Here is a 23800-nt window from a genome sequence, read left to right on the forward strand (position 1 = left end):
CGCCGAGTATCAGATGACGCGCTGGGCCGAATTCGTTGTCGCAAGGAAGTGGTGGGTACTGGCGCTGGCCGTTCTCATCGTCGTGGCCGCCGGTTTGTGGGGGCTGGGGGTGTTCGGGAAGATGAGCCAGGAAGGCTACTACGACCCGAACAGTGAGTCCGCGCAGGTCAGTATGCTGGTCAGCCGCGAACTCGGTCCACAGTCACCGGACATCGTGGCGATCTACTCGGTTCCCGAGGGCAGGACCGTCGGCGACATCGGCCCGGAGGTCCAGCAGACCCTGGCCGACTTCCGGCAGGACTGGCCCACCCGCTCGGTCACCTCGTACTGGTCCCTGGACCCGGCGTCCGCGAAACCGCTGCTCTCCGAGGACGGCACGAAGGCACTGGCGACCGTGTTCGTCGACTGGGACGCCGGCCCCACCGTCGCCGACCTCGAGGCGATGCAGTCATCGTTGAGCCCGCCGGGCATCGAGACGCAATTCGCAGGCGGCACCCTCGTCGGGCATTCGTTCAACCAGCACCTGCAGAACGACCTGGTGAAGGCGGAGGCGATCGCGTTGCCGATCACCCTGTTGCTGCTGGTGGTCGTATTCGGCACCGTCACCGCCGCCGCAATCCCGGTGTTCGTCGGCATGCTCACCGTGTTCAGCGCCCTCGGCACACTGCGCCTGCTCACCGAGCTCACCGAGGTCTCCTCGTTCGCCCTCAACGTGGCGTCGCTGCTCGGCCTCGGACTGGCGATCGACTACGGCCTGTTCATCGTCAGCCGGTTCCGCGAGGAACTCGCCGGCGGCAGTGAGCCCGCCGCGGCGGTGCAGCGCACGGTGCTCACCGCCGGGCGCACGGTGATGTTCTCCGGACTTCTGCTGGTGTGCGCGTTCGCCGGAATGCTGGTGTTCCCGCAGCCGGTGATCCGCTCCCTCGGATTCGGCGCGATCGCCGCGGTGACGAGCGCGGCACTGCTGTCGCTGACGGCCGTCCCGGCGCTGCTCGCGATCCTGGGTCACCGAGTCAACTCCCTCGCCTGGCGTCGCGGCGCCGTCGAACGCGGAGAGGAGCGCGCCGCCCGGTTCTGGAGCCGGGTCGTGACCACGGTGATGCGCCGACCGGTCGTCTTCTCCGTCACGATCATCGCCGGCCTGCTCGTGCTGGCCTCACCGCTGCTGCGCGTCGCCCTCGGCGAGGTCACCTACACCGTGCTACCCAAGGACGACCCCTCCCGGATCGCCGCCGAGACCCTCGCCACCGAATTCGACTCCGCGGGTACCGGGGCGAGCGTCCTGCTGCGCGGCCAGGACGGCAACCCGCCGACCACCCCGCAGCTGACCGAGTTCACCCGCGACGTCCGCGATCTCGACGGCGTCGCGCAGGTGAAACTGGCCGCGTCGCCGGGCGATGTGTCGATCCTGACCGCCACGTTCACCAACGACGTCCCGCCGGCCGACACCGTGAAGGCACTGCGCGCGATCGACCCGCCCACGGGAACCGAGGTGATGGTCGGTGGCGGCGCAGCCCTCACCGAGGACACCAACTCGTCGATCGTCAGCCACCTTCCGCTGATGCTCACCATCATGGTGGTCTCGACGCTGGTGCTGCTGTTCCTCGCGTTCGGATCGGTCGTGTTGCCGGTCAAGGCGGTCGCGATGGCCGGACTGAGCCTGGCCGCAACGTTCGGCCTGCTCACCTGGATCTTCCAGCTCGGCCATGGTGCAGACCTGCTCGGCGTCACCCCGAACCCGCTCGAACCGACGTTCGTGGTGTTGATCCTCGCGGTCGTGTTCGGACTGTCCACCGACTACGAGGTGTTCCTGATGTCGCGGATGGTCGAGGCCCGTGAGAACGGCGCCAGCACGGAGGAGGCCGTCCGCATCGGTACCGCCCGGACCGGCCGGATCGTGACCGCGGCCGCGGCGCTGCTGATCATCGTCACCGGCGCCTTCATGACGTCGGGCCTGTCGATCATGCGCTTCCTCGGGGTCGGCATGATCATCGCGTTGATCGTCGACGCCACGGTGGTGCGGATGCTGCTGGTGCCGTCACTGGTCAAGCTGATGGGCGAGGCGAACTGGTGGGCCCCGGCGTGGATGCGCAAGATCCACCAGAAGGTCGGCATCGGCCACTGAATCGCCAGGGCGCCTGCGGCGCTCGCGCAGCGGAGCTGGCCTCTGCTCACCGCGCCGTGCGGGTCACCTCGCCGGCGACGAGTGCGCGCACCGGCTTCGCCTCGGCGCCGCAGCTGGCCGGACGCGGCGGCAGGTCGGCACCGGTGACCGGCACGCTCCAGGACCGGCCGTCCCGGTGCCGGACCACCGGGCACTCCGGCGGCCCCGTCACGACCAGATCGGATGTCCCCGCCGAAACCTGTTCGCGGACCGCGATTTCCGCGACCTGCTCGGCGGGCGACCAGCAGCTGCGGCCGCGCAGGCCGGTCCGGTACACCTCGCCGCGGCCGGCGGCTTCGACCGCCGCCACGGACTCCTCCGGGGAGAGCCGCCCGTAGGTGTACCCGGTGGGCAGCAGGATCAGCGACGGCGCGAAACGGTGCCCGCCGGTGTGCGAGCACTCCCACACCGCGTCCCCGAACTCGGCGGCCAGCTCCGCGGCGACGGGCCTGCCGAGCACCGCGCAGCACTGGTCGCGCTTGCCGTGCGCACACACCAACGCCACCGGGTCGGCGACCTCGGTGCCGAGCCCGGGCGCCGCGGGTGTCACGGTCAGGTCCAGATCGAGCAGGTCTTCGGGCTCGGCGACCTCGAAGCGTTCGCACCAGGTGCCGTCCGGGGCGGACCGCGCGAACAACACCGTGCGGCGCGAACCGACGACGGTGCGGCCGGGCCGCCGGATCAGCATCAGCCGCACCCCGGACGCCTCGGTGTGCGCCTGCAGGCGCGGTGACAGGTCGAAGCCGAGAGCCTGACCGGAGAACACGTCCCGCCCCCACGGCCCCGGATGTTCGAGGCACAGCCAGGCGGTCACCTGCGCGGCGGTACCCGGCAGCGGCTCGTCGAGCGCGGACAGCGCCGAACAGGTCCGCTGCTCCGGCACGGTCGGGTAGATGTCGTCGGTCGTCGTCGCCTGGCTCACCCGGCCCATTCTGCCCTCGGCCCCGGCTCCCCCGCGCGACCCGGGTCAGTGGCGACGGCCGGTCGCCATCCGCGCCCGGACTCGCACGAATCCCTGCGCCAGGTAGGCGAGCGTGCCGATGCTCAGCACCCACTTGGTGGTGCTGACGGCCGTGATCGCCCGGACCCGGGCGTCGGTGACGGCCTCGCGGTGGTCGAGCAGGTGCAGGTCGACGACGTTCTCGACGTAGTCGCACGCCGCCGCGACCACCGGCGCCACCCGCAGGGCGGTCCGGGTGCCCGGCGACAGGTCGGTGAGCTGCGCCAGCCGGGCACCGCCGGTGTACAGCGCGGACGCGTAGATCACCGGATGCACCATGTCGGGTGCGAAATGACTGCGGAACCGTGCGGTTTCGGTCTCGTCCATGCTGTCGAGGACAGCGCGGTACCGGTGCGCGGACAGCGCGGTCTGGGTGGCGAGCAGCTTCGACCCCGCCGGTCCGAGCAGCCGGATGATGTTCGCCTGGGAGAGCACGTACGCGGCTGCCCAGCCGATGAGTTTGCCGTCGAGCGCGGTGAGTGTCACCCGGCGATCCTAAGCTCGGTGATCGTGACCGACAGGGCGAACCAACCGCGCGGAGTGCCGGAGGCGATCGTGCGACCGGACGAGGCCGCGCAGACCATCACCGTGGCACGACGCTTTCCCCGAGAGTCGTTGCGTCCGTTCGTCGAGTACCTGTGGATCGTGCACTGGACGGAGCCGGGCAGCCGCGACCAGCAGGTGCTCCCACAGCCGAAGATCCACCTCGCCGCCGAGCAGGGCCGCCTGCTGGTGCACGGGGTGAACCGGGCACCGTTCCACCGGACGCTGACCGGCACCGGGCACGTGATCGGGGTGGCGTTCCGGGCGGGCGGATTCCACCCGTTCCTGCGATCGAGTGTCGGCGCGCTGGAGGGCACGGTGCAGCCGGCCGGGCCGCTGGTGGGCCGCGACGACGCTCCCGTCGCCGCCGCCGCACTGGGCACGACCGACGACGACGAGATGACCGCACTCGTCGAGGACTACCTGGAACGTTGTGCTCCTCGACCCGATCCGACGGTCGACGAGGTGGACGGGCTGGTCACGCTGATCGAGACGGACCGCTCGCTGCATCGGGTCGATCAGCTGGCGACCCGCACCGGAACCGGCGTGCGAACCCTGCAGCGATTGTTCACGGAGTACGTCGGAATCGGACCGAAGTGGGTGATCCAGCGGCATCGACTCCTCGACGCGGCCGCGCAGGCGCACGGTGGAACGCCCCTGGTGTGGACCGAACTCGCCCACCAGTTGGGGTTCAGCGACCAGGCGCACCTCGTGCGCGCGTTCACCGCCGCGGTCGGCACCCCACCGGCGACCTACGTCCGTCAACTCGGCGGGCGACGGCGGGGCTAGGGCCTCAGCCGAGGAACCGGCCGACGGTGGCCGCGAACTCGCGGGGCCGGTCGCGGTGCACGCTGTGCCCGACGTCGATCGTCACCGTCCGGCTGTCCGGGATCGCGGCGAGCGCGGCGTCGAGCCGCGCCGGGTGCACCATGCCGCGGGGGCCTCCGGTGACCAGCAGGGTCCTCGCGGCAATCGACGGCAGAGCCTCCCACCAGTCGGGGTGCGGGGTGTGGAACTGGTCGAGCGCGGACGCGGTCATCGAGCGGTCGAACGCGAATGTCGCGCGGGGACTGCGGACCAGGCTGGTCACCGCGTGCCACAACTCCACCGGCGACGGCAGCCGCCGGGTCAGCGTCCCCATCTCCTCCCCCGCTCGCAGCGGCAGCGGCGCCTCCTCGAGCACCAGCCGCCGCACCAGGTCCGGCCGGGACTGGGCGACGAGGGACACCGCGTGCCCCCCGAGCGAGTGGCCGACCAGGTCCACCCGGTCCAGCGCCAGGTGGTCGCACAGGGCCAGCAGGTCGGCACCGAACTCGTGGAACAGGTAGCTGGGGGTGTGCGTGCTGCGGCCGTGGCCACGCAGGTCTGCGGTGATCACCCGGCGGCCGCGACCGATCAGGTTGCGGGCGAAGCGGTCCCAGGTGCGGCCGTCGCCGCCCATGCCGTGCACCAGCAGCACGGGAACCGGGTCCGGGCCGTGGGAGTCGCGGTAGTGGATCTCGACGCCTCCGAGGGTGGCCGTCGCCGTCGCCATCATCGAATCAGACCCATCCTTCGCACCGCTCATGTTTCTCGTGAAAGGTTAGTCCCCCGTATGACGGCGGAGGGACGCAGGTCGAGGCGCCGCAGCAGTTGGGCGTTGAGCGCGACGACAACCGTGGACGCCGACATCAGCAGCGCCCCCACCTCCATCGGCAGGGTGATCCCCCACGGCGCGAGCACACCGGCGGCGAGCGGCACCGCAATCACGTTGTACCCGGCCGCCCAGGTGAGGTTCTGGATCATCTTCCGGTAGGTGGCGCGGGAGAGTTCGACGACCGAAAGGACGGACCGCGGATCGTCACTGGCGAGCACCACTCCGGCCGAGGCGATCGCGACGTCGGTGCCTGCGCCGATCGCCAGGCCCACGTCGGCCTGTGCCAGCGCGGGCGCGTCGTTGACGCCGTCACCGACCATCGCCACCGTGCGGCCCGCCGCCTGCAGCGACTTGACCTTGGCCCCCTTGTCCTGCGGCAGCACGCCCGCGAACACCTCGTCGATGCCCAGGTCCGCGGCCACCGAATCCGCCACCGCCTGCGCATCGCCGGTGATCATCGCGACGTGCACGCCGCGTGCGTGCAGGGCGTCGATCGCCTGCCGCGACTCGGGGCGGACCGCGTCGGCCAGCGCCAGTGCCCCGATCACCTCTCCGTCCCGAATCACGTGCAGCACAGTCGCTCCCGACGCCTTCGGGGCAATGCCGGGTGCGTCCAGCCCGTGCGCGGCGAGCATGCCGGGACCGCCGACACTCACCGTCGCCCCGTCGACGACGGCGGTGACCCCGACCCCGTTGCGCGCCTGGAATTCCGACGCCGCGGGCACCGTCAGTCCGCGCGCTCCGGCTTCCGCGACGACGGCACGCCCCAGCGGGTGTTCGCTGTCGTGTTCGACCGCGGCGGCCGCGGCGACCACCTCTCCCGCGGTGCGCCCGGACGCGGGGAGCACCTCGACGACCGCGGGCTCGCCGCGGGTGAGGGTGCCGGTCTTGTCGAACAGCACGGCATCCACGGTGCGCATGGCCTCGAGTGCGCGGCGGTCGGTGATCAGCACGCCGGCCCGGGCCGCACGTTCGGTGGCGATCGACACCACCAGTGGGATCGCGAGACCGAGCGCGTGCGGGCAGGCGATGACGAGCACGGTGATGGTGCGGGTGACCGCCGACTCGGGTTCACCGAGCAGCAGCCAGGCCGCGGCGGTGAGCAACGCGGCGACCAGCGCGAACCAGAACAGCCACCCGGCTGCCCGGTCGGCGAGGACCTGGGCGCGGGAGGTCGAGTTCTGGGCCTCCGCGACCAGACGACGGATCCCGGCGAGCGCGGTGTCCTCCCCGATCGCCGTGACCTGCACGCGCAACGCCGAATCGGTGGTGACGGTCCCGGCGACGACCCGGTCGCCGACCGTTCGCCGGACGGCGACGGACTCGCCGGTGATCATCGACTCGTCGACGTCCGCCGCGCCGTCGACGACGGTCCCGTCCGCAGGCACCCTCCCGCCGGGCCGGACGATCACCAGATCCCCTGCCTGCAGCGCCGTGAGTGGCACGATTTCCGCGACACCGTCGGCATCGAGCCGCTCGGCCTCGTCCGGCAGCAGTGCCGCCAGCGAGTCCAGTGCGCTCGACGCCTGCCCGAGCGAGCGCATCTCGATCCAGTGGCCGAGCAACATGATCACGATGAGAAGCGCCAGTTCCCACCAGAAGTCGAGGTCGTGGGCGAGCAGCCCGAGGGTCGCACCCCAGGACGCGACGAACGCCACGGTGATCGCCAGCGCGATCAGCAGCATCATGCCGGGTTGGCGCGCCTTGATCTCGTCGACGGCTCCGGCGAGGAACGGCCGTCCGCCCCACAGGTACATCACCGTGCCGAGCAGCGGCGAGATCCAGGTGACCGGCCCGTCGTGCGGCAGGGAGTAACCGACCAGGTCGGCGAACATCGCGTTGGCCAGGACGACGGGCACCGCCAGCACGAGCATGATCCGGAACAGCCGGCCGAACCGGGCGGCGTGGTCGCCGTGACCGGCGTGGTCACTGTGGCCGGCGTGGTCGCCGTGGCCCGGGTGAGCGGGGCCGGGATGCCCGGAGTGGGCGTGCTCGGCGGCACCGTGGTCCAGGTGGCCGGTATGACTTCCGTGAGCGGAGTTCATGCCGCGAGAATATACCCCCGGTGGGTATATTGCAACGGAGCCGCGAGCCCGGCCCGTCACTCGTAGGTTCCCTCCACACACCACCCGGCCCCGTCGAAGAGCACCAGCAGCGCTCGCGGCGCACCGTCCCCGACACCGGTTCCCGGACCGAGCAGGACCTGCGCCCGCGCCGCCCTCCGGGCCGCGGCCGGATCCCACCACCGCTCGTCCACCGACCAGGGGCCCGCGCAGCCGAGCAGATTCCAGCTGCGGGCGCCCCACCGCAACCGGGCGGGACGTGCACCGAACTCGCCCCGATCGGTCACCCTCACCGGATTTCCCGCGGCGTCCTCGAGCTCCACCGACGGCGGAACCGGCAGCACCGCGGTGGGCGCAGGCTCGGGCAACCGTCCCGGCCAGGGCGCCGCGGGATCGTTGTGCGGCACCGCCTCGTCACCCAACGGCACGACAGTGACCCGCTCCCCCGGTCCGCGGCCACCGCTGAGCACCCCGACCCGCACTGCGTCCCCGCCGAGCAGCCCCTGCACCCGGACCAGGGCGCGGCGGGCGCGCTCGTCCTCCGCCCCAACGCCGCCCCACAACCCGAGTTGCAGCGCCCCTGCCGCCACCACCTCCACCGGCTCGAGCCGCAGCAATTCGATTCCCGCAGTGGGGCGGGACTCGCTCCGGCCGGTCAACCAGCCGTCCAGCTGCCAGCGCACCCGGTCCGCGGTGCCCTCCGGTGTCAACGGCTCCGCACACCGCCAGATGCGCGAAAGGTGCTGACCGTGACCGGTGCTCGCGTGCACCGCCAGCCGCGTGCAGGCCACCGACGCGGCCGACAGTCGCGCGTGCAGACGCTCGGCCAACGCACGGCCCGCGAAAGCGGCCGCGTCCACCCGGTCCACCGGCGGATCGCACCGCAACTCCACCTCGAGATCGGGCGGCAACGGTCGCGCCGACGGCGGGCGCTCCGGCTCGCCGCGCGCGCTGCGATGGGCCGCCACCGCGTCCGCGCCGAACCGGGAGGCCACCGCGACCGGGGTCAGAGCGGCAAAATCCCCGACGGTACGCAGCCCGAGCCGGTGCAGCAGATCGACCAGGTCGATCCGGTCCCGCCCCGCCAGCGCCGGCTCGGCGGCGAGTTCCGCGACCGGGAGCGGAGCCAGGAACCGGGCACCGCTCCCCGGGGGAACCAGCGCCGACCGCCGTGCCGCGACGACGGCGGTGGACAGTTCGTCCGCGATCCCGACCTGGCACTCGACCCCGACCGCCGCGACCTCGTCGACCAGCCGTTCCGCGGCGGCCTCCTCCGAGCCGAAGTACCGGGCGAGCCCGCGCGCGGCGAGCACCAGCAACCCGGGTCGCAGCACCTCCACCCCGGGTGCCGCCGCATCGACCGCCGCGGCCACCGGCTCGAACACCCGGGCGTCGCGGCCCTCGTCCGCGGGCAGCACGTGCAGTCGCGGACACCGGGCCTGCGCGTCCCGCCTCCGCAGGCCCGGCCCGACCCCCTCGGCACGGGCGGTCGCCGAGCACGCGACCACCCGGTTGCCGGAGACCACCGCCACCGGCTCGGCCGGCGACAGATCCGTGGTCGCGGCGGCGGCGACCGCAGGCCAGTCAGCGCACCACAGCGCCAACACCCGCGATCCGGTTCCCGCGCTCATGCCACACCGCCCTCGACACTCGGCAGCCGCTGCGGTGGGGCGACTTCGGCGACCCACTCCACCCGACCCCGACGCGGACACAGGTCCACGCTGGCGGTCCGCCGCTGGAAGGCCCGCCCCTCGGCGCCGACCGCAAGTCGCAGACCCCGCAACCGGCCACGCCCACACCCCGATTCGTCGTGACCTCCCAGCCCGTCGTAGCCGCGGACGGTGGCGTCGAGCCGGACCTCCGCCCCGCTCCAGCCGCCACCGGTCACCACCAGCGTCGCGCCCTTGCTCCGGGCCCGGGCAACCACCGCCCGGGCCCGTGACGGCGGCACCGCGAGCCCGCCGAGACCCAGCACCACCAGGTCCAGTCCGTCCAGCAGCACCGCCGCGACTTCCACCGGATCGGGCCCCGGGTCCGGGATCACCGCCAGCCGGCCCAGTTCGGCGCCCATCTCGGCCGCCGCGAGCAGACCGAGCCGAGGATGCCCGATCACCGCCGCGTGCCCCCCGGAGGCGGTCACCGAGGCGAGCAGGCCCACCAGAAGCGACCCGGCGCCGGAGACGGTGACCACTGCCCCCCGGGGAAGCCCTCCCTGCGGAAGCAGGTCGGCCAGGGCCTCGGGCACGGGCAAGACCGGACGCTCGGCGGCCGCCCCGGGAGCCTCACGCCCGGGAGCCGACCGATCCGGCCGGGTCGCGACCGACTCGCCCCGCGCCGGCACCGCGGCGATCTGCCGCCGCAACTGCTCGAGCCGCTCCTGCCGGGACAACCCGGCCAGGTCGACAGCGAGACCACCCACCGCACACTCCGTCCACACACAACACAAACGTCCACACAACACAGAACGAGGTCGTGGGCACCGCCGTGGGGGAAGACACGGGACCACCGAACATCGAACACCGGACATCAAACAATCAGGCATCGAACACATATTCGAACACTTTCAGTAAAGCCCGTCCCGCCGACTCCGTCAAGGCGTGAAGAAACCGCAGTTCACGGCGCCGGACGTCGACACCGCGGGGGCGTCGTCTACCCTCGCGGGTGTGGCGGAGCAGGGGCAGAGAATCGTCGGACCGGACCATCTGGTGGCCGGTCGCCACCGCCTGCGCTCGAAACTCGGCGGCGGCGGAATGGGATCGGTCTGGCTCGCCCACGACACCCTCCTCGACCGCGAGATCGCCATCAAGCAGATCAGCTTTCCGCCCGGCCTCACCGCCGAGGCCGCCGCGGACGTGAGGGCCCGCGCGATGCGCGAGGGCCGCCTCGCCGCCCGCCTGTCCCACCCGCACGCCATCGCGATGTACGACGTCACGCTCGAAGGCGACGATCCGTGGCTGGTGATGGAGCACATGCCCTCCCGCAGCCTGGCGCAGGCGCTGAACGTCACCGAGACCCTTCCCCCGTTGCAGGTCGCCCAGATCGGTGCGCAGGTGGCCGACGCCCTCGTCGCCGCGCATGCCGCCGGCATCGTGCACCGTGACGTCAAACCGGGCAACATCCTGATCGCGGACCGCGGACCCGACGCAGGCACCGTCAAGATCAGCGACTTCGGTATCTCGCGCGCGAAAGGCGAGACCCAGCCCGGGCAGAGTTCCGTGATCACCGGCACCCCGGCCTATTTCGCGCCCGAGGTCGCGCGCGGCGCCGACCCGACCGAGGCGTCCGATGTGTTCTCGCTCGGCGCCACCCTGTACACCGCTACCGAGGGGCAACCGCCGTTCGGCATCGACGACGACACCCTCGCCCTGTTGCACCGAGTGGCCAAGGCACAGATCATGCGCCCGGTCCGTAGCGGTGAGATCACCGACGTCCTGCTGCGCATGCTCGAACCCGACCCGACCCGGCGTCCCACCATGGCCGAGGCGCGGGATCTGCTGGCGCGCAGTGCCGCCGGCGCCGGCGTCAACATCGCATACGTCCTCGACGCCCCGCTCCGCGAGGCGGACGGGACGGTCCCGTTCTGGGCCCGCCGGGGCGCATCGAGCGGCCCGGCCCGGTCCGCGCGCCGGCTACCCACGAGCACCGCCAGCGGCCTACCCGCCGCCCCGCAAGCGGTACCCCTGCAGTCCGTGCACCGCCCGAGTCCGGGGCTCCCCCAGCCGCCGGCATTCGAGTCGACGAAGTCCGGACCCGGCCTGCCGGTGCCGCTGATCGCCGCCCTCGCGGTGGCAGCCCTGCTGATCGTGGTGTTGATCGTCGCCCTCGTGGTCTGACCTGCCCGACCGTAGGTCCACCCGTCACACAGCCGGACGAAATCTACCCTCCCCCAAATGATCCGGCGAGCCGTCACCCCGGATCGAGACTGTGATCCTCCTCCCAGTCCGCCTAGGGACCTTCGACTCTGGCACCGCGCGGCAGGGCAGGACAATCATCCGATCCATGCGTGAGCACAGACAATCCGAGATCCGAGGAAACCACGGCGCCGCGAGCGTGCGCCGTGGTTGATCTCGCACCCCGCCCCCCAGCATCGATCGAGGCCGCCCGCCCGGCACCCGGGCGGGCGCCGAAGGGCTCGGCGATCGTCAAGATCCTCACCACGACCGACCACAAGACGCTCGGCATCATGTACATCGTCACGTCGTTCGCGTTCTTCCTCATCGGCGGCCTGATGGCCCTGCTGATCCGCACCGAACTCGCGGTGCCGGGCATGCAGTTCCTGTCGAACGAGCAGTACAACCAGCTGTTCACCATGCACGGCACGGTGATGCTGCTGCTGTACGCGACACCGATCTTCTTCGGCTTCGCCAACTACCTGATGCCACTGCAGATCGGCGCCCCCGACGTCTGCTTCCCCCGCCTGAACGCGGCGAGCTACTGGATGTACCTGTTCGGCGGACTGATCGCCTCCGCCGGCTTCGTCACCCCCGGCGGCGCCGCCGACTTCGGCTGGACCGCATATGTTCCACTCACCGACGCCGTCCACTCGCCCGGCGCCGGTGCCGATCTGTGGATCATCGGCCTGACACTCGGCGGCCTCGGCACGATCCTGGGCTCGGTCAACCTGATCTCGACGATCGTGTGCCTGCGCGCCCCCGGCATGACCATGTTCCGGATGCCGATCTTCACCTGGAACACCCTCGTCGCCAGCCTGCTTGCGCTGATGATCTTCCCGCTGCTCGCCGCGGCGTTGCTCGGCGTGTTCGTCGACCGCCACTTCGGCGCGCACCTGTTCGACCCCGCCAACGGCGGAGTCATCCTGTGGCAGCACCTGTTCTGGTTCTTCGGCCATCCCGAGGTGTACGTGCTGGCACTGCCGTTCTTCGGCATCGTGTCGGAGATCTTCCCGGTCTTCTCACGCAAGCCGATCTTCGGCTACAGCGGCCTGGTGTACGCCACCCTCGGCATCGCCGCCCTGTCCATCGCGGTGTGGGCGCACCACATGTACGCCACCGGCGCCATCCTGCTGCCGTTCTTCTCGTTCATGACGTTCCTGATCGCGGTCCCGACCGGCGTGAAGTTCTTCAACTGGATCGGCACCATGTGGCGCGGTCAGCTGACATTCGAATCACCGATGTTGTTCTCGGTCGGCTTCCTGGTGACGTTCCTCTTCGGCGGCCTCTCCGGTGTCCTGCTCGCCAGCCCGCCGCTCGACTTCCATTTGACCGACTCGTATTTCGTGGTCGCCCACTTCCACTACGTGCTCTTCGGCACCATCGTGTTCGCCACCTACGCCGGCATCTACTTCTGGTTCCCGAAGATGACCGGACGGATGATGGACGAGCGCCTGGCGAAGTGGCACTTCTGGCTCACGTTCCTCGGCTTCCACTCCACCTTCCTGGTGCAGCACTGGCTGGGCAACGAGGGCATGCCGCGTCGCTACGCGGACTACCTGCCGTCGGACAGCTTCACCTCGCTGAACATGATCTCGACGATCGGTGCGTTCATCCTCGGGGCCTCGACGCTGCCGTTCATCTGGAACGTCTTCAAGAGCTACCGCTACGGCGAGGTCGTCACGGTCGACGACCCGTGGGGCTTCGGCAATTCGCTCGAATGGGCCACCTCCTGCCCGCCGCCGCGGCACAACTTCACCGAACTGCCCCGGATCCGTTCCGAGCGCCCGGCGTTCGAGCTGCACTACCCGCACATGGTCGACCGGATGCGCGCCGAGGCTCACGTCGGCCGCGGCCACACCGTGGCACCCGCGCAGGTCGGGCCGTGAGGGCGGGCCCGGCGCCGGCCTGGCTGGACCGGCAGGTCACCCCGACCTTCCGGCCCCACCCCGGCACACTGCTGGTACCGATGCTCGTCCTGGTGGCGACGCTGGCCTCGCCGCTGCTGGTCCCGGCCCCCGCCGCTCTCGCCCTCGTCGCGGCCGCACTGGTGTGGGTGGTGCGCCGGGCTCGCGCCGGCGGACTCGACGTGCACCGCACCTGCCCCTGAACCGACGACGCCGCCGGCCCGCATCCTCCGCGGGCCGGCGGCGTCGTCGAATCCGCAAGCACCGGAACTCGATCCCGGACGTGGCTACTCGATCCGACGCCGGTGCGCCCAACGGGTCAGGGCATTCCTGTTGGACTGCTGCGTCTTTCGCAACACGTTCGAGGCGTGTGTCTCGACGGTCTTGACCGAGATCACCAGGGACTCGGCGATCTCGCGATACGTGTAGCCGCGAGCCAGCAGCCGCAGCACCTCGAGTTCGCGCGGGGTCAACGAATCCAGTTCCGGGTCCAGTGGTGGTTCGGGTGCCGAGGACCGTCCGGTGAAGGAGTCGAGGACGAATCCGGCCAGGCGTGGACTGAACACCGCGTCCCCGCCCGCCACCCGGCGCACCCCGTCGGCGAGTTCGCGGCCGGAAATGGTCTTGGTCACGTAGCCGCGGGCACCCGATCGGATCACCGCAATGACGTCTTCCGCGGCATCGGAGACGCTCAGCGCCAGGCACACCGGGCCGGGGTCGATACCGCGGAGCACCGCCACTCCGCCGCCGTCCGGCATGTGCACGTCCAGCAGCACCACATCGGGCGCGGACGCGTTGATCCCGGCGATCGCCTCGGCGACTCCCCCGGCCTCACCGACCACCTCGATGTCGGGCTCCGACGCGAGTTCCGCACGCACCCCGGACCGGAAGACCGCGTGATCGTCGACGAGAAAGACACGAAAACCGGGACCTGGCGAAACCACCTCGTGTCCTCCGGACGACGTCACCTGCGCTGCTCCTTCATCGGGGTCTCGGGCACCACCGACTCTAGGGGGTCCCCACCCGTCTGCGACGACTGGTCACTGCCCTGTGCCTTCGCCGAGGTTCCGGCCCCGTCTCCGGATTCCGGTGCTCCCAGGGGCATCCCGATCCGGATCTCGGTGCCGCGTCCCACCGCGGAGTCCACCACGACCTCGCCGCCGCGGCGCTCGACCCGCGCCCGGATCGATTTCGCCAGCCCCTGGCGGTCCGCAGGAACCGCCGCCGCGTCGAATCCGACACCCCGATCTCGCACGAACACGTTCACCTGCGTGGCGTCGGACTCCGCGAACAGGTCGACCGTCGACTCACCGGAATGCTTGGCCGCGTTGACCAGCGCCTCCCTTGTGGCGCCGAGGATCGCGGTGACCGCCTCCTTCGGCAGACCCGACTCCTCCTCCGGGACGTCCAATCGCACATCACCGACCGTGACCGTCTGCACCGCGATACCGTGCTGGTCCTCGACCTCCCCGGCGATGGTGCGCAGCGCCTCCGCAAGGCTCGCGTGGGCCGCCTCGCCCTCCCCGAACAGCCACTTGCGCAGTTCGCGTTCCTGACCGCGCGCCAGCCGAAGCACCTCCTGCGGGCGGTCGGCCTGCTTCTGGATCAGCGCGAGGGTCTGCAGGACCGAGTCGTGCAGATGCGAGGCGATCTCCTCGCGTTCCTCGTTGCGGATCCGCGCCGACCGCTCCTGCCCGAGGTCACGCCACAACCGCAGCCACAGCGGCACGCTCAGCAGCCCGATGCCGACCAGGGTGACGACCACGGCGAGCACCGATGAGCGCAGCGACGCCAGGTCCACCCGAGCGAGGATCACCACACCGAGGCCGAGCACGATCAGCGAGATGCCGCCGAGCACCCGGGCCCAGGTGAGCACCGTCGGGCTCTGCGGCAACCCGAATGCCGATCGCGGGCCGTCGGAGTCGTACTCACGCCACACCAGGGCCGCGCCGATGGCGACGACGACGACCGGGACCAGTACCTCCGCCGCGGTACCGCTGACGAGGATCGCCAGCCCACCCGAAAGCGCGAGGCCGAGCACCGCCAACCCGAGGGCACGACGGCGTTCCGCGGGGCTCGGCCGCTCGGTGTCACTGCCGGGCGGGGTGAAGATCCACAGCAGGCCGTACGCGACGATGCCGGAACCGGCGAGCGCACCGAGCAGGACGAACGCCACTCTCACCTTGAACACGTCGATGCCCAGATGATCGGCGACGCCGCCCGCGACACCACCGATCACCCGACCCCCGACGCGACGTTCGAGTCGGGGCCAGGTCACCTCGCCCGGGATGTGGGCATGCGGAATCGGCTGCACACCATCGATGGTGGCACGCCCACGCGGGCGGGCGCATCAGGGTTGACCCTGATCCGTCGGCCCGCTCGGGGGCAAAGATCAGGGTTCGTCCCTGATGTGCCGGGGGTCCGTGCCCGCCACGATGGACGACATGAGCACACCGAGCTTCTCCGAGCAGCTGAACCAGTTGTGGCGAACCCGGCCCGTGCGGCTGCCCCGGCAGGGACCGATCGCCGGCGTCGCGGCCGGGATCGGCCACCGCTACGACGTCGACCCCGTACTGGTGCGGGTGGCTTTCGTCGTCTCCACCCTGTTCGGTGGGGCCGGCATCGTCCTCTATCTGGCCTGCTGGCTGGTACTGCCGCGCGCAGGCGACCCGTCCTCGGCAGCGGAGTCACTGCTCGGACGGGGACAGAGTTCGGAGTCCGGCACCAAGACGATCGTCCTCGTCGTCGCGCTGCTGATCGCGATGTCGACACTCGGACCGATCGGTATCGGAATGGGCGGATCCGGTCTGGTCAGCATGGCGTTGATGCTGGGCGGGCTGTGGCTCCTGTTCCAGCGCAGGCCGCACCCGCCGGCCGTTCCGGGCGGCGCCGATCCCTGGTACGGCATCACTCCACCCGCCACGGTCTTCCCCGGTGCGTACCCGCCCGCTGCGGGCACCGCCTACACGCCCCCCGGAGTCTTCACCACCCTGCCGAAGACGTACGAACCGTCCGCACCCGACACCGGCGCCCAGCCGCCGAGCGCAACGACCGAGGACACGTCGCCGCAGAGCGGCGAACCGGCGCGAACAGGTGAATCACCCACGAACACAGACGTGTTCACTCCGACCGCCTCCGACACCCCCACCCCGCCCGCCTGGGATCCGCTCGGAGTCGCCCCGTTCGCGTGGGATCTGCCCGAGCCCGCACCCGTCACGGCGCCGGTGGTCACGACACCGCCCCGACCGAGGTCCCGGCTGACGTCGGTCGTGCTCGGACTGGCCATCCTTGCGTCGGTCGCCGCCTGGGCGATCGGCACCGCCACCGATTGGGAGTGGATGTCCCCCGGCCGGATCGGGGCCGTCGGCCTGGCGGTGATCGGCGTCGGCCTCGTCGTCGGTGCGTTCCTGCGCCGCGGCTACGGCCTGCTCGTGGTGACGGGCCCGCTGATCGGGTTCGTGATCCTCGCGTCACTGGTCGGCCCGGTCGACTGGAACAGCCAGAACGTCGGCACCCGCACCTGGACTCCGGTCTCCGCGGCGGAGATCGCACCCGAATACTCCGGCCAGTTGGGCGATTTCACGCTCGACCTCCGCGGCGTGACCCTCACCGGAGACAAGACCGTCGACATCACCTCGGGCTTCGCAACCTTCACGGTACTGGTCCCGGAGAACATGGACGTCGTCAACCACTGCTCGATGGCAGTCGGTGACGTCAAGTGCCTGCCCGAGGGGCTCAACGGCGGCGCCGACGGCACCGGCGGCCCCGTCCTGACCCTCAACATGAACGGCCGAATGGGAGACATGGAGGTCCGCCGTGGCTGAGAACAGCGAATCCACCGAGACGGCCGGCACCCGGCGACCGTCCGCAGTCCTGCTCCTGTCGGGGCTGGCCGCCCTCCTCGTCAGCGTGTGGGCATTCATCGGTCCGGACCACCTGGGCGCCCTCGGCGACTGGCAGTTCAAGTGGCTGCTCGTCCTCGCCGCCGTCGTCGTCGGCGTTGTCCTGGTCGTCTCACCGGGCCGACGAAAGTAGCTTGGAACCCCGAACACGACGCACCGGTCACCGCAGACGATGACCGGTGCGTCGTGTTGGGTTCAGCTGCCGAACAGCCCCCCGAACGGCCCGAGCAGGCCGCCGAACTGATTGAACTGGTTGAACTGGCCGAACTGGTTGAACTGCGGCCCCTGCTGCCAGCCCCCTTCCGGCCCGCCGCAGCGGTTCCCGTTCCAGTTCCAGTCGTCGCCGCCGCAGCGCGGCCCGCAGCGGTTCCAGTCGTCGCCGCAGCGCGGACGGTTCCACTGGTTCCATCCGTCACCGCCGTCGCGGTGATGCCGGTCCACCTGGACCTGTGGGACCACCTGCGCGGGCCCGGACGCAGCCGCGGCGGGTCCCGCCAGGGCGACCACGGGCATCACGACAGCGACGCCCATGAGGGCACTCTTGACCAGAAGCGTCCCCGCACGCTTCCTCGTTGCGATATTCATCGTCGATCCTTCCTCGTACGCGAGGGAGGCGCGGCGGGGAGCCGCAAACTCTCCCTCCACCGTCAAGTCAACTCCGCCGAAGGACCGACGACCCTGACAATCAGCTGTGAATCGATGAATCGCTCGGAACGAGGCGACGCAGGGCGCCGAGCGCCGCGTGCTGGTCGAGCCGGATCCGGTGGACAGTACAGGCCAACGCCTCGGCGGTCTGCTCCACGGTGAGGCCGACCGGAATCCTCAGCACCAGCACGTCCCGTTCGTGCCGGGTGAGCCCGTGAAGCCGATCGGGGAGGACGGCGAGCCCGGCCGCCGGCCGCGCCGACTCGATCCCGAGCACCGTCTCGGTGTAGGCAACCCGCAGTGGGGAGGCGCCGGGATCGGCCAGCATCGCCGCGATCGCGACGGGAACCGATTCGGCCGCAATCCGATCCGCTTCCCGCATGCCCAGGCCGGCACCGAGTTCCGCCCGGCAGAGCCGCGTGGCGAACGAGCGGGTGGCGGCGTCCAACTCCCTCAGCGCACCCAGGTCACCCTCGGCGGCCCGACTGCGCACCCTCCCGGCACCGCGGTCGAGCGCACCGTAGTCGACCTGTCGCGCCGAGTGAACCATCGTTTCTCCTTTCGCCCCGAGACCTCCTCCGCCCGGCGCCCATTGGACACCGCGAACCTTGGGGACCGCTGGGAGAAAACTTGCTCTGCACACAGTGCGCTGCCAGAAATCCCGGGCACGAGGAGATGCCGACCGTCACCGTCCCCTGCGGACGCGTCACAACTCCCGAAAAAGCGAAGAGCCCCGCGTTCGAAGATCGAACACGGGGCCCTCACCTGTCAGGTCACTCCCACTCGATGGTTCCCGGCGGCTTGCTCGTGACGTCGAGCACGACGCGGTTGACGTCCGGCACCTCGTTCGTGATGCGGGTGGAGATCCGCTCGAGCACGTCGTACGGCAGTCGGGTCCAGTCCGCGGTCATCGCATCCTCGCTGGAGACCGGACGCAGCACGATCGGGTGACCGTAAGTGCGGCCGTCGCCCTGGACACCAACGCTGCGGACGTCGGCGAGCAGCACCACCGGGCACTGCCAGATCTGGCCGTCGAGACCGGCAGCGGTGAGCTCCTCGCGAGCGATCGCGTCCGCCTGCCGCAGCAGGGTCAGCCGCTCACGGGTCACCTCGCCGACGATGCGAATCGCCAGACCCGGCCCCGGGAACGGCTGGCGCGCAACGATTTCCTCGGGCAGGCCCAGCGCCCGCCCGACCGCGCGGACCTCGTCCTTGAACAGCAGCCGCAGCGGCTCCACGAGGGAGAACTGCAGGTCCTCGGGCAGTCCGCCGACGTTGTGGTGGCTCTTGATGTTCGCGGTGCCGGTCCCGCCGCCGGACTCGACGACGTCCGGGTACAGGGTGCCCTGGACGAGGAACTCGACGGCCTCACCGTGGGCCGCGGACTCGCCGAGCACCTCGGTGACCGCGCCCTCGAAGCTGCGGATGAACTCGCGGCCGATGATCTTGCGCTTGGCCTCCGGATCGGAGACGCCGTCCAGTTCGCCCAGGAAGGTGTCGACCGCATCGACAGTGATCAGCTTCGCCCCGGTCGACGCGACGAAATCCTGCTGAACCTGCTCGCGCTCGCCCGCCCGCAGCAGACCGTGGTCGACGAAAACGCAGGTGAGGCGGTCACCGATCGCGCGCTGCACCAGAGCAGCCGCGACCGCGGAGTCCACGCCGCCGGACAGGCCGCAGATCGCCTTGCCGTCACCGACCTGCTCGCGGACCTGCTCGATCAGGACGTCTGCGATGTTGGCCGCGGTCCACGTCGGAGCGATGCCGGCGATCTCCCGCAGGAAGCGGGTGAGCACCTGCTGGCCGTGCGGCGAGTGCAGCACCTCGGGGTGGTACTGGACGCCGGCCAGGCGCCGCGCCCGGTCCTCGAACGCGGCAACCGGGGCACCGGCGCTGGTGGCCGTCACCTCGAAGCCCTCCGGGGCGTCGGTGACGGCATCGCCGTGGCTCATCCACACCGGCTGAGTGACCGGCAGGCCCTCGTGCAGGACGCCACCGTCGACGCTGAGCTGGGTGCGGCCGTACTCCCGGGTCCCGGTGTGGGTGACGGTGCCACCGAGTGCACCCGCCATCGCCTGGAAGCCGTAGCAGATGCCGAAGACCGGGATGTCGTGATCGAACAGCCGCGGGTCGAGCTGCGGCGCGCCCTCGGCGTAGACACTGGCGGGACCACCCGACAGAATCACCGCCGCCGGCTTGCGGGCCACGATCTCCTCGACGGTCGCCGTGTGCGGCACGACCTCCGAGTAGACGCTGGCCTCACGGACCCGACGGGCGATCAGCTGCGCGTACTGCGCACCGAAATCGACGACGAGGACCGGATTCTGCTGGCTGGGGCCGGAATGCTGGGTGTCTGCCACGCCCCCCAGTCTAGTGTGTGGCCTCGCCCACCCCGACCTCACGCCTGCAGTGCGGCCCGCAGTTCGTGCTTGCGGGCCTTGCCGGTCGCCGTCTTGGGCAGCGCGTCGACCACCAGGACCAGCTTGGGCACCTTGAATCCGGCCAGGTGCGCCTTCGCATGTGCGATGACCGCCGCCTCGACCTCCTGGTCCGGGACCGACGGGTCGGCCGCGACGACGACCGCGGTCACCGCCTCACCCCACCGCTCGTGCGGCAGTCCGACCACGGAGCACTCGACAACGCCGGGTGCCGCGGCGACGATCCGCTCGACCTCCACCGACGAGACGTTCTCGCCACCGGACTTGATGATGTCCTTGAGGCGATCGGTGAACCAGACGACCTGCTCGGCGTCGAGATTCCCGACGTCACCGCTGTGGAACCAGCCGTGCGCGAACGCCGCCGTGTTCGCGTCGGCGTTGTTCCAGTAGCCGCTGCACACATGGGGGCCGCGGTAGACGATCTCGCCGCTCTCCCCGACGGCCGTCAACTCACCGTCGGCCATGATCCCGACCTGGACGGTCGGCGTCGCCGGCCCCCACGAGTCGGGCTTGGTGTCGCGGTGCTCGGGCCACTGCAGCACGGTCGCGGGCACGACCTCGGTCTGACCCGACCCCAGGATCACTGCCGCATTCGGGAAGGCCGCATCGACCTGGTCGAGCAGGGTCGCGGGCATCGGGGCCATCGCGTAGATGGCCAGGCGCACCGACGACAGGTCGCGGGCCTGCTGCCCCTGCGCGGCAAGTGCGGCCGCGTACATGATCGGCAGCATCATCACCGTGGTCACCCGGTGCGTCTCGATCGCGTCGAGAACCGCACCCGGATCGAACGGTCCCGGCAGCACCACGGTGCCACCGATGAACAGCGTCGGCATCACCAGTGTGTTCAGCCCCGTGGTGTGGAAGAGCGGCAGCACGTTGAGCAGCACCGCGGGCTCACCGCCCCACCCGGCACCCTGCATCAACGCATTGGTCAGTCCGCCGATCATCAGCGAGGTGTGGCTGGTCAGGACCCCCTTTGGCCGCGAGGTCGTGCCCGAGGTGTAGAGGCACTGTGCGGTGTCGCGGTCGTCGACGAGGACCTCGAGCGGTCCGTCCACGGTCCGGGAAGCGATCTCGGTCCACGGCAGGATCGGCCGCCCGGCGATCTCATCGGGCGCGCCCTCCCCGGAGACCACGACGGTCGTCACGGTGTCGAGTGTGGGGAGGATCTTCTCGATCAGCGGCACGAAGTCGGCGTCGGCGACGATCGTGGTGGCGCCGGAGTCCCGCAGGATCCACACGATGTCCTCCGGCGCGAGAACGATGTTCACCGGCATCGCGACGAGTCCGGCCTTCGCACACCCGAAGTAGGTGGCCAGAAACTGCCACGAGTTGCCCATCAGCATCGCGACCGGCTGCTGATGCCCCAGACCGGCGTCGAGCAGTGCCCGGCCGACCGACTCTGCGGCGGTGTCGAGGTCACGGTAGGTGACGGTGTCTCCACGATCGACGACCGCCGCCCGCGCCCCGAACATCCTCGCCGAGCGGGTCAGTGCGTCTCCGACCGAGACCCGGGTGGCGAGATTGATCTCGAGATCGGATAGTCCGGACAAATCAGGCTTCATGGACAGCCTCCGCATCAATGGATTGTTGTTTCGGTCACCGACACAGGCAGGAGTGACATCGATCACTCGCGACTGTAGAACCGGACACTGAAACAAGCAAGCATGATTGCTTGATTTTCTCCCGGAGATACGGAGAAGGCCCCCGACCTCACCGGCCGGGGGCCACTCCACGCAGCAGCGTCAGGCCACGCCACTGCTGTTCGACGGCGCGGGCTTTCCGGAGCGGATCTCCACGATCGGCAGCACCAGCGCCGCGGGCGCACCCGCAGGCACCACCGGAGCGTTCGGCGCCACCGGCGCGAGCCGCCGGTACGCCGCCCCCTGTGCGGGCCGCGTGTCCTGCTCCCCCTTGTTCGGCCACAGCGACGCCGCCCGCTCGGCCTGGGCGCTGATCGTCAACGACGGGTTCACGCCGAGGTTCGCCGACACCGCAGCCCCGTCCACGACACTGAGCGTCGGATAGCCGTACACGCGATGGTAGGGGTCGATGACGCCGTGCGCGGCGTCCTCGCCGATCGCGCAGCCGCCGAGGAAATGCGCGGTCAGCGGGATGTTGAACACCTCACCCCAGGTGCCACCCGCCACGCCGCCGATCTTCTCCGCGATCCGCCGGGTCGCGTCGTTGCCCACGGGAATCCAGGTGGGGTTCGGCTCGCCGTGCCCCTGCTTGCTGGTGACCTTGCGGCGACCGAACAGGCCCGGCTTGGTGTAGGTGGTGATCGAGTTGTCGAGATTCTGCATGACGAGCGCGATGATGGTCCGCTCGCTCCAGTTCTTGACGCTGAGCATCCTCAGCATCTGCCCCGGGTTGGCGGCAATCGTCTTGAGCAGTTTGACGAATCGCGGCGTGCTGCCGCCGCCGTCGGTCATCAGGGTCTGCAGTAGACCCATCGCGTTGGAGCCCTTGCCGTAGCGGACCGGCTCGATGTGGGTGTCGGGCGCGGGATGGAACGACGAGGTGATCGCGACGCCCTTGGTCAGATCCATGTTCGGGTCGACCTTCAGTTTCGCGGCACCGAGCAGCGCCTCGGAATTCGTTCGGGTCAGCTCACCGAGGGTGGGCGAGAGCTTCGGCAGCGCGCCGCGGTCCTTCATCTCGTGCAGCAGATGCTGGGTGCCCCAGGTGCCGGCGGCGAGGACGACATTGGCTGCGGTGTAGGTCCGGTGCCCCTTGCGCACCTTCGCGCCGGTGCGGCGGGTCTGCACGTCCCAGGTACCGTCCGACGCCTCGAACAGTCCGGTGACCGTGGTCATCGGGATCACCGTCGCGCCGGCCTTCTCCGCGAGCCCGAGGTAGTTCTTGACGAGGGTGTTCTTGGCTCCGTGCCGGCAGCCGGTCATGCACTCGCCGCACTCGATGCAGCCGGTCCGGTCCGGCCCGGCACCGCCGAAGAACGGGTCGGCGACGGTCTTGCCGGGCTCGCCGAAGAACACCCCGACCGGGGTCTGGATGAAGGTGTCCCCGACGCCCATGTCGCCGGCGACGGACTTGATCACCTCGTCGGCGGGTGTCATGTGCGGGTTCTGCACGACGCCGAGCATCTTGCGGGCCTGCTCGTAGTGCGGGGTCAGTTCGGCGTCCCAGTCGGTGATGCCCCGCCACTGCGGATCCTGGAAGAACGACGACGGCGGCTTGTACAGGGTGTTGGCGTAGTTGAGCGAGCCACCGCCGACACCGGCCCCGGCCAGGATCATCACGTCGCGCAGCAGGTGCACCCGCTGGATGCCGTAGCAGCCGAGGGCCGGTGCCCACAGGAAGCGCCTGAGGTCCCAGCTGGTCTTGGCGAAATCGGAATCCGCATACCGTCGGCCGGCCTCCAGGATTCCGACCTTGTACCCCTTCTCGACCAGTCGCAGCGCCGTGACGCTGCCGCCGAAGCCGGAGCCGACGATCAGGACGTCGAAATCCGTCGCACGCTTTCCCATCAAGAGACCTCCACCGTGGATCTGGGTTGGTTACTCGCCAGTATGCACCCGAGATCTGTGACCGATCACACAAGGGTGACCTAAGCGTAACGGCAGGTAGCACAAACCCGCGGCGGACCGG

20 protein-coding genes are annotated in these 23800 nt (G+C 70.4%); 7 read left to right on the forward strand and 13 right to left on the reverse strand.

Translation table 11 applies throughout. The features are described 5' to 3' along the window. The first annotated feature begins 13 nt into the window (after positions 1 to 13). The gene (locus ACWEPG_RS22730; protein WP_452595408.1) at positions 14 to 2125 is read left to right on the forward strand and encodes an MMPL family transporter; all 2112 of its coding nucleotides are present in this window, start codon (positions 14 to 16) and stop codon (positions 2123 to 2125) included. Between the two features lie 46 nt (positions 2126 to 2171). Here ACWEPG_RS22730 and ACWEPG_RS22735 read toward each other — a convergent pair whose 3' ends face one another. Together ACWEPG_RS22735 and ACWEPG_RS22740 are read right to left on the reverse strand one after the other, a co-directional pair. Next, entirely contained in the window at positions 2172 to 3059 is an 888-nt protein-coding gene (locus ACWEPG_RS22735; RefSeq protein ID WP_452595438.1) for a sucrase ferredoxin, read from the reverse strand. A 72-nt stretch (positions 3060 to 3131) separates the two neighbouring features. Beyond that, the gene (locus ACWEPG_RS22740; RefSeq protein WP_450113451.1) at positions 3132 to 3650 is read right to left on the reverse strand and encodes a hypothetical protein; all 519 of its coding nucleotides are present in this window, start codon (positions 3648 to 3650) and stop codon (positions 3132 to 3134) included. Between the two features lie 24 nt (positions 3651 to 3674). On the opposite strand from ACWEPG_RS22740, the gene ACWEPG_RS22745 reads away from it, so the two are divergent. Then, a complete protein-coding gene (locus ACWEPG_RS22745; RefSeq protein WP_452595409.1) occupies positions 3675 to 4496 on the forward strand; it encodes an AraC family transcriptional regulator in 822 nt (273 codons plus the stop codon). A gap of 4 nt (positions 4497 to 4500) precedes the next feature. Here the strand turns inward: ACWEPG_RS22745 and ACWEPG_RS22750 are convergent, their stop codons facing one another. Genes ACWEPG_RS22750 through ACWEPG_RS22765 form a run of 4 tightly spaced genes read right to left on the reverse strand, consistent with a single transcriptional unit; the run spans position 4501 to position 9825 of the window. After that, a complete protein-coding gene (locus ACWEPG_RS22750; RefSeq protein ID WP_450113449.1) occupies positions 4501 to 5274 on the reverse strand; it encodes an alpha/beta fold hydrolase in 774 nt (257 codons plus the stop codon). Beyond that, a complete protein-coding gene (locus tag ACWEPG_RS22755) occupies positions 5271 to 7388 on the reverse strand; it encodes a heavy metal translocating P-type ATPase (protein WP_452595410.1) in 2118 nt (705 codons plus the stop codon). Before ACWEPG_RS22755 ends, ACWEPG_RS22750 begins: the two co-directional genes overlap by 4 nt. A 56-nt stretch (positions 7389 to 7444) precedes the next feature. After that, on the reverse strand, positions 7445 to 9037 hold the full coding sequence (locus tag ACWEPG_RS22760) for a DNA polymerase Y family protein (protein ID WP_452595411.1): 1593 nt from the start codon (positions 9035 to 9037) through the stop codon (positions 7445 to 7447). After that, the gene (locus tag ACWEPG_RS22765) at positions 9034 to 9825 is read right to left on the reverse strand and encodes a hypothetical protein (RefSeq protein ID WP_450113446.1); all 792 of its coding nucleotides are present in this window, start codon (positions 9823 to 9825) and stop codon (positions 9034 to 9036) included. Before ACWEPG_RS22765 ends, ACWEPG_RS22760 begins: the two co-directional genes overlap by 4 nt. 244 nt (positions 9826 to 10069) lie before the next feature. Between ACWEPG_RS22765 and ACWEPG_RS22770 the strand changes: the two genes are divergently transcribed. The 3 genes from ACWEPG_RS22770 (at position 10070) to ACWEPG_RS22780 (ending at position 13406) form a co-directional block, all read left to right on the forward strand. Continuing rightward, entirely contained in the window at positions 10070 to 11239 is a 1170-nt protein-coding gene (locus tag ACWEPG_RS22770; protein WP_450113544.1) for a serine/threonine-protein kinase, read from the forward strand. A gap of 224 nt (positions 11240 to 11463) precedes the next feature. Next, complete coding sequence (gene ctaD, locus ACWEPG_RS22775) at positions 11464 to 13185, forward strand: aa3-type cytochrome oxidase subunit I (protein ID WP_450113543.1); 1722 nt, start codon at positions 11464 to 11466, stop codon at positions 13183 to 13185. Then, on the forward strand, positions 13182 to 13406 hold the full coding sequence (locus tag ACWEPG_RS22780; RefSeq protein WP_450113445.1) for a hypothetical protein: 225 nt from the start codon (positions 13182 to 13184) through the stop codon (positions 13404 to 13406). The genes ctaD and ACWEPG_RS22780 overlap by 4 nt, the downstream gene beginning before the upstream one ends. A gap of 84 nt (positions 13407 to 13490) precedes the next feature. Here the strand turns inward: ACWEPG_RS22780 and ACWEPG_RS22785 are convergent, their stop codons facing one another. Next, on the reverse strand, positions 13491 to 14147 hold the full coding sequence (locus ACWEPG_RS22785) for a response regulator (protein WP_450113444.1): 657 nt from the start codon (positions 14145 to 14147) through the stop codon (positions 13491 to 13493). A 20-nt stretch (positions 14148 to 14167) separates the two neighbouring features. After that, entirely contained in the window at positions 14168 to 15517 is a 1350-nt protein-coding gene (locus ACWEPG_RS22790; protein ID WP_450132483.1) for an ATP-binding protein, read from the reverse strand. Between the two features lie 130 nt (positions 15518 to 15647). On the opposite strand from ACWEPG_RS22790, the gene ACWEPG_RS22795 reads away from it, so the two are divergent. Together ACWEPG_RS22795 and ACWEPG_RS22800 are read left to right on the forward strand one after the other, a co-directional pair. Continuing rightward, entirely contained in the window at positions 15648 to 17027 is a 1380-nt protein-coding gene (locus tag ACWEPG_RS22795; RefSeq protein WP_452595412.1) for a PspC domain-containing protein, read from the forward strand. Next, positions 17020 to 17238 (forward strand): hypothetical protein, encoded by a 219-nt coding sequence (locus ACWEPG_RS22800; protein WP_450113441.1) that lies wholly within the window; start codon positions 17020 to 17022, stop codon positions 17236 to 17238. The genes ACWEPG_RS22795 and ACWEPG_RS22800 overlap by 8 nt, the downstream gene beginning before the upstream one ends. Before the next feature lie 62 nt (positions 17239 to 17300). Here ACWEPG_RS22800 and ACWEPG_RS22805 read toward each other — a convergent pair whose 3' ends face one another. From ACWEPG_RS22805 to ACWEPG_RS22825, 5 genes are all read right to left on the reverse strand, one after another. Then, positions 17301 to 17690 carry a hypothetical protein gene (locus tag ACWEPG_RS22805; RefSeq protein WP_452595413.1) on the reverse strand — a complete coding sequence of 130 codons (390 nt, stop codon included), beginning with the start codon at positions 17688 to 17690 and terminating at the stop codon, positions 17301 to 17303. Positions 17691 to 17790: 100 nt separating this feature from the next. Next, positions 17791 to 18300, reverse strand: coding sequence for a sigma factor-like helix-turn-helix DNA-binding protein (locus tag ACWEPG_RS22810; RefSeq protein ID WP_452595414.1), 510 nt, complete (start codon positions 18298 to 18300; stop codon positions 17791 to 17793). Positions 18301 to 18523: 223 nt separating this feature from the next. After that, on the reverse strand, positions 18524 to 20110 hold the full coding sequence (guaA, locus tag ACWEPG_RS22815) for a glutamine-hydrolyzing GMP synthase (RefSeq protein WP_450132488.1): 1587 nt from the start codon (positions 20108 to 20110) through the stop codon (positions 18524 to 18526). 38 nt (positions 20111 to 20148) lie between these two features. Continuing rightward, on the reverse strand, positions 20149 to 21753 hold the full coding sequence (locus ACWEPG_RS22820) for a class I adenylate-forming enzyme family protein (protein WP_452595415.1): 1605 nt from the start codon (positions 21751 to 21753) through the stop codon (positions 20149 to 20151). A gap of 180 nt (positions 21754 to 21933) precedes the next feature. Beyond that, positions 21934 to 23679: an FAD-dependent oxidoreductase gene (locus ACWEPG_RS22825; protein ID WP_450113436.1), complete on the reverse strand. Its 1746-nt coding sequence runs from the start codon at positions 23677 to 23679 to the stop codon at positions 21934 to 21936. Between the last annotated feature and the right edge of the window lie 121 nt (positions 23680 to 23800).

The sequence above is a fragment of the Rhodococcus sp. NPDC004095 genome (assembly GCF_053604015.1).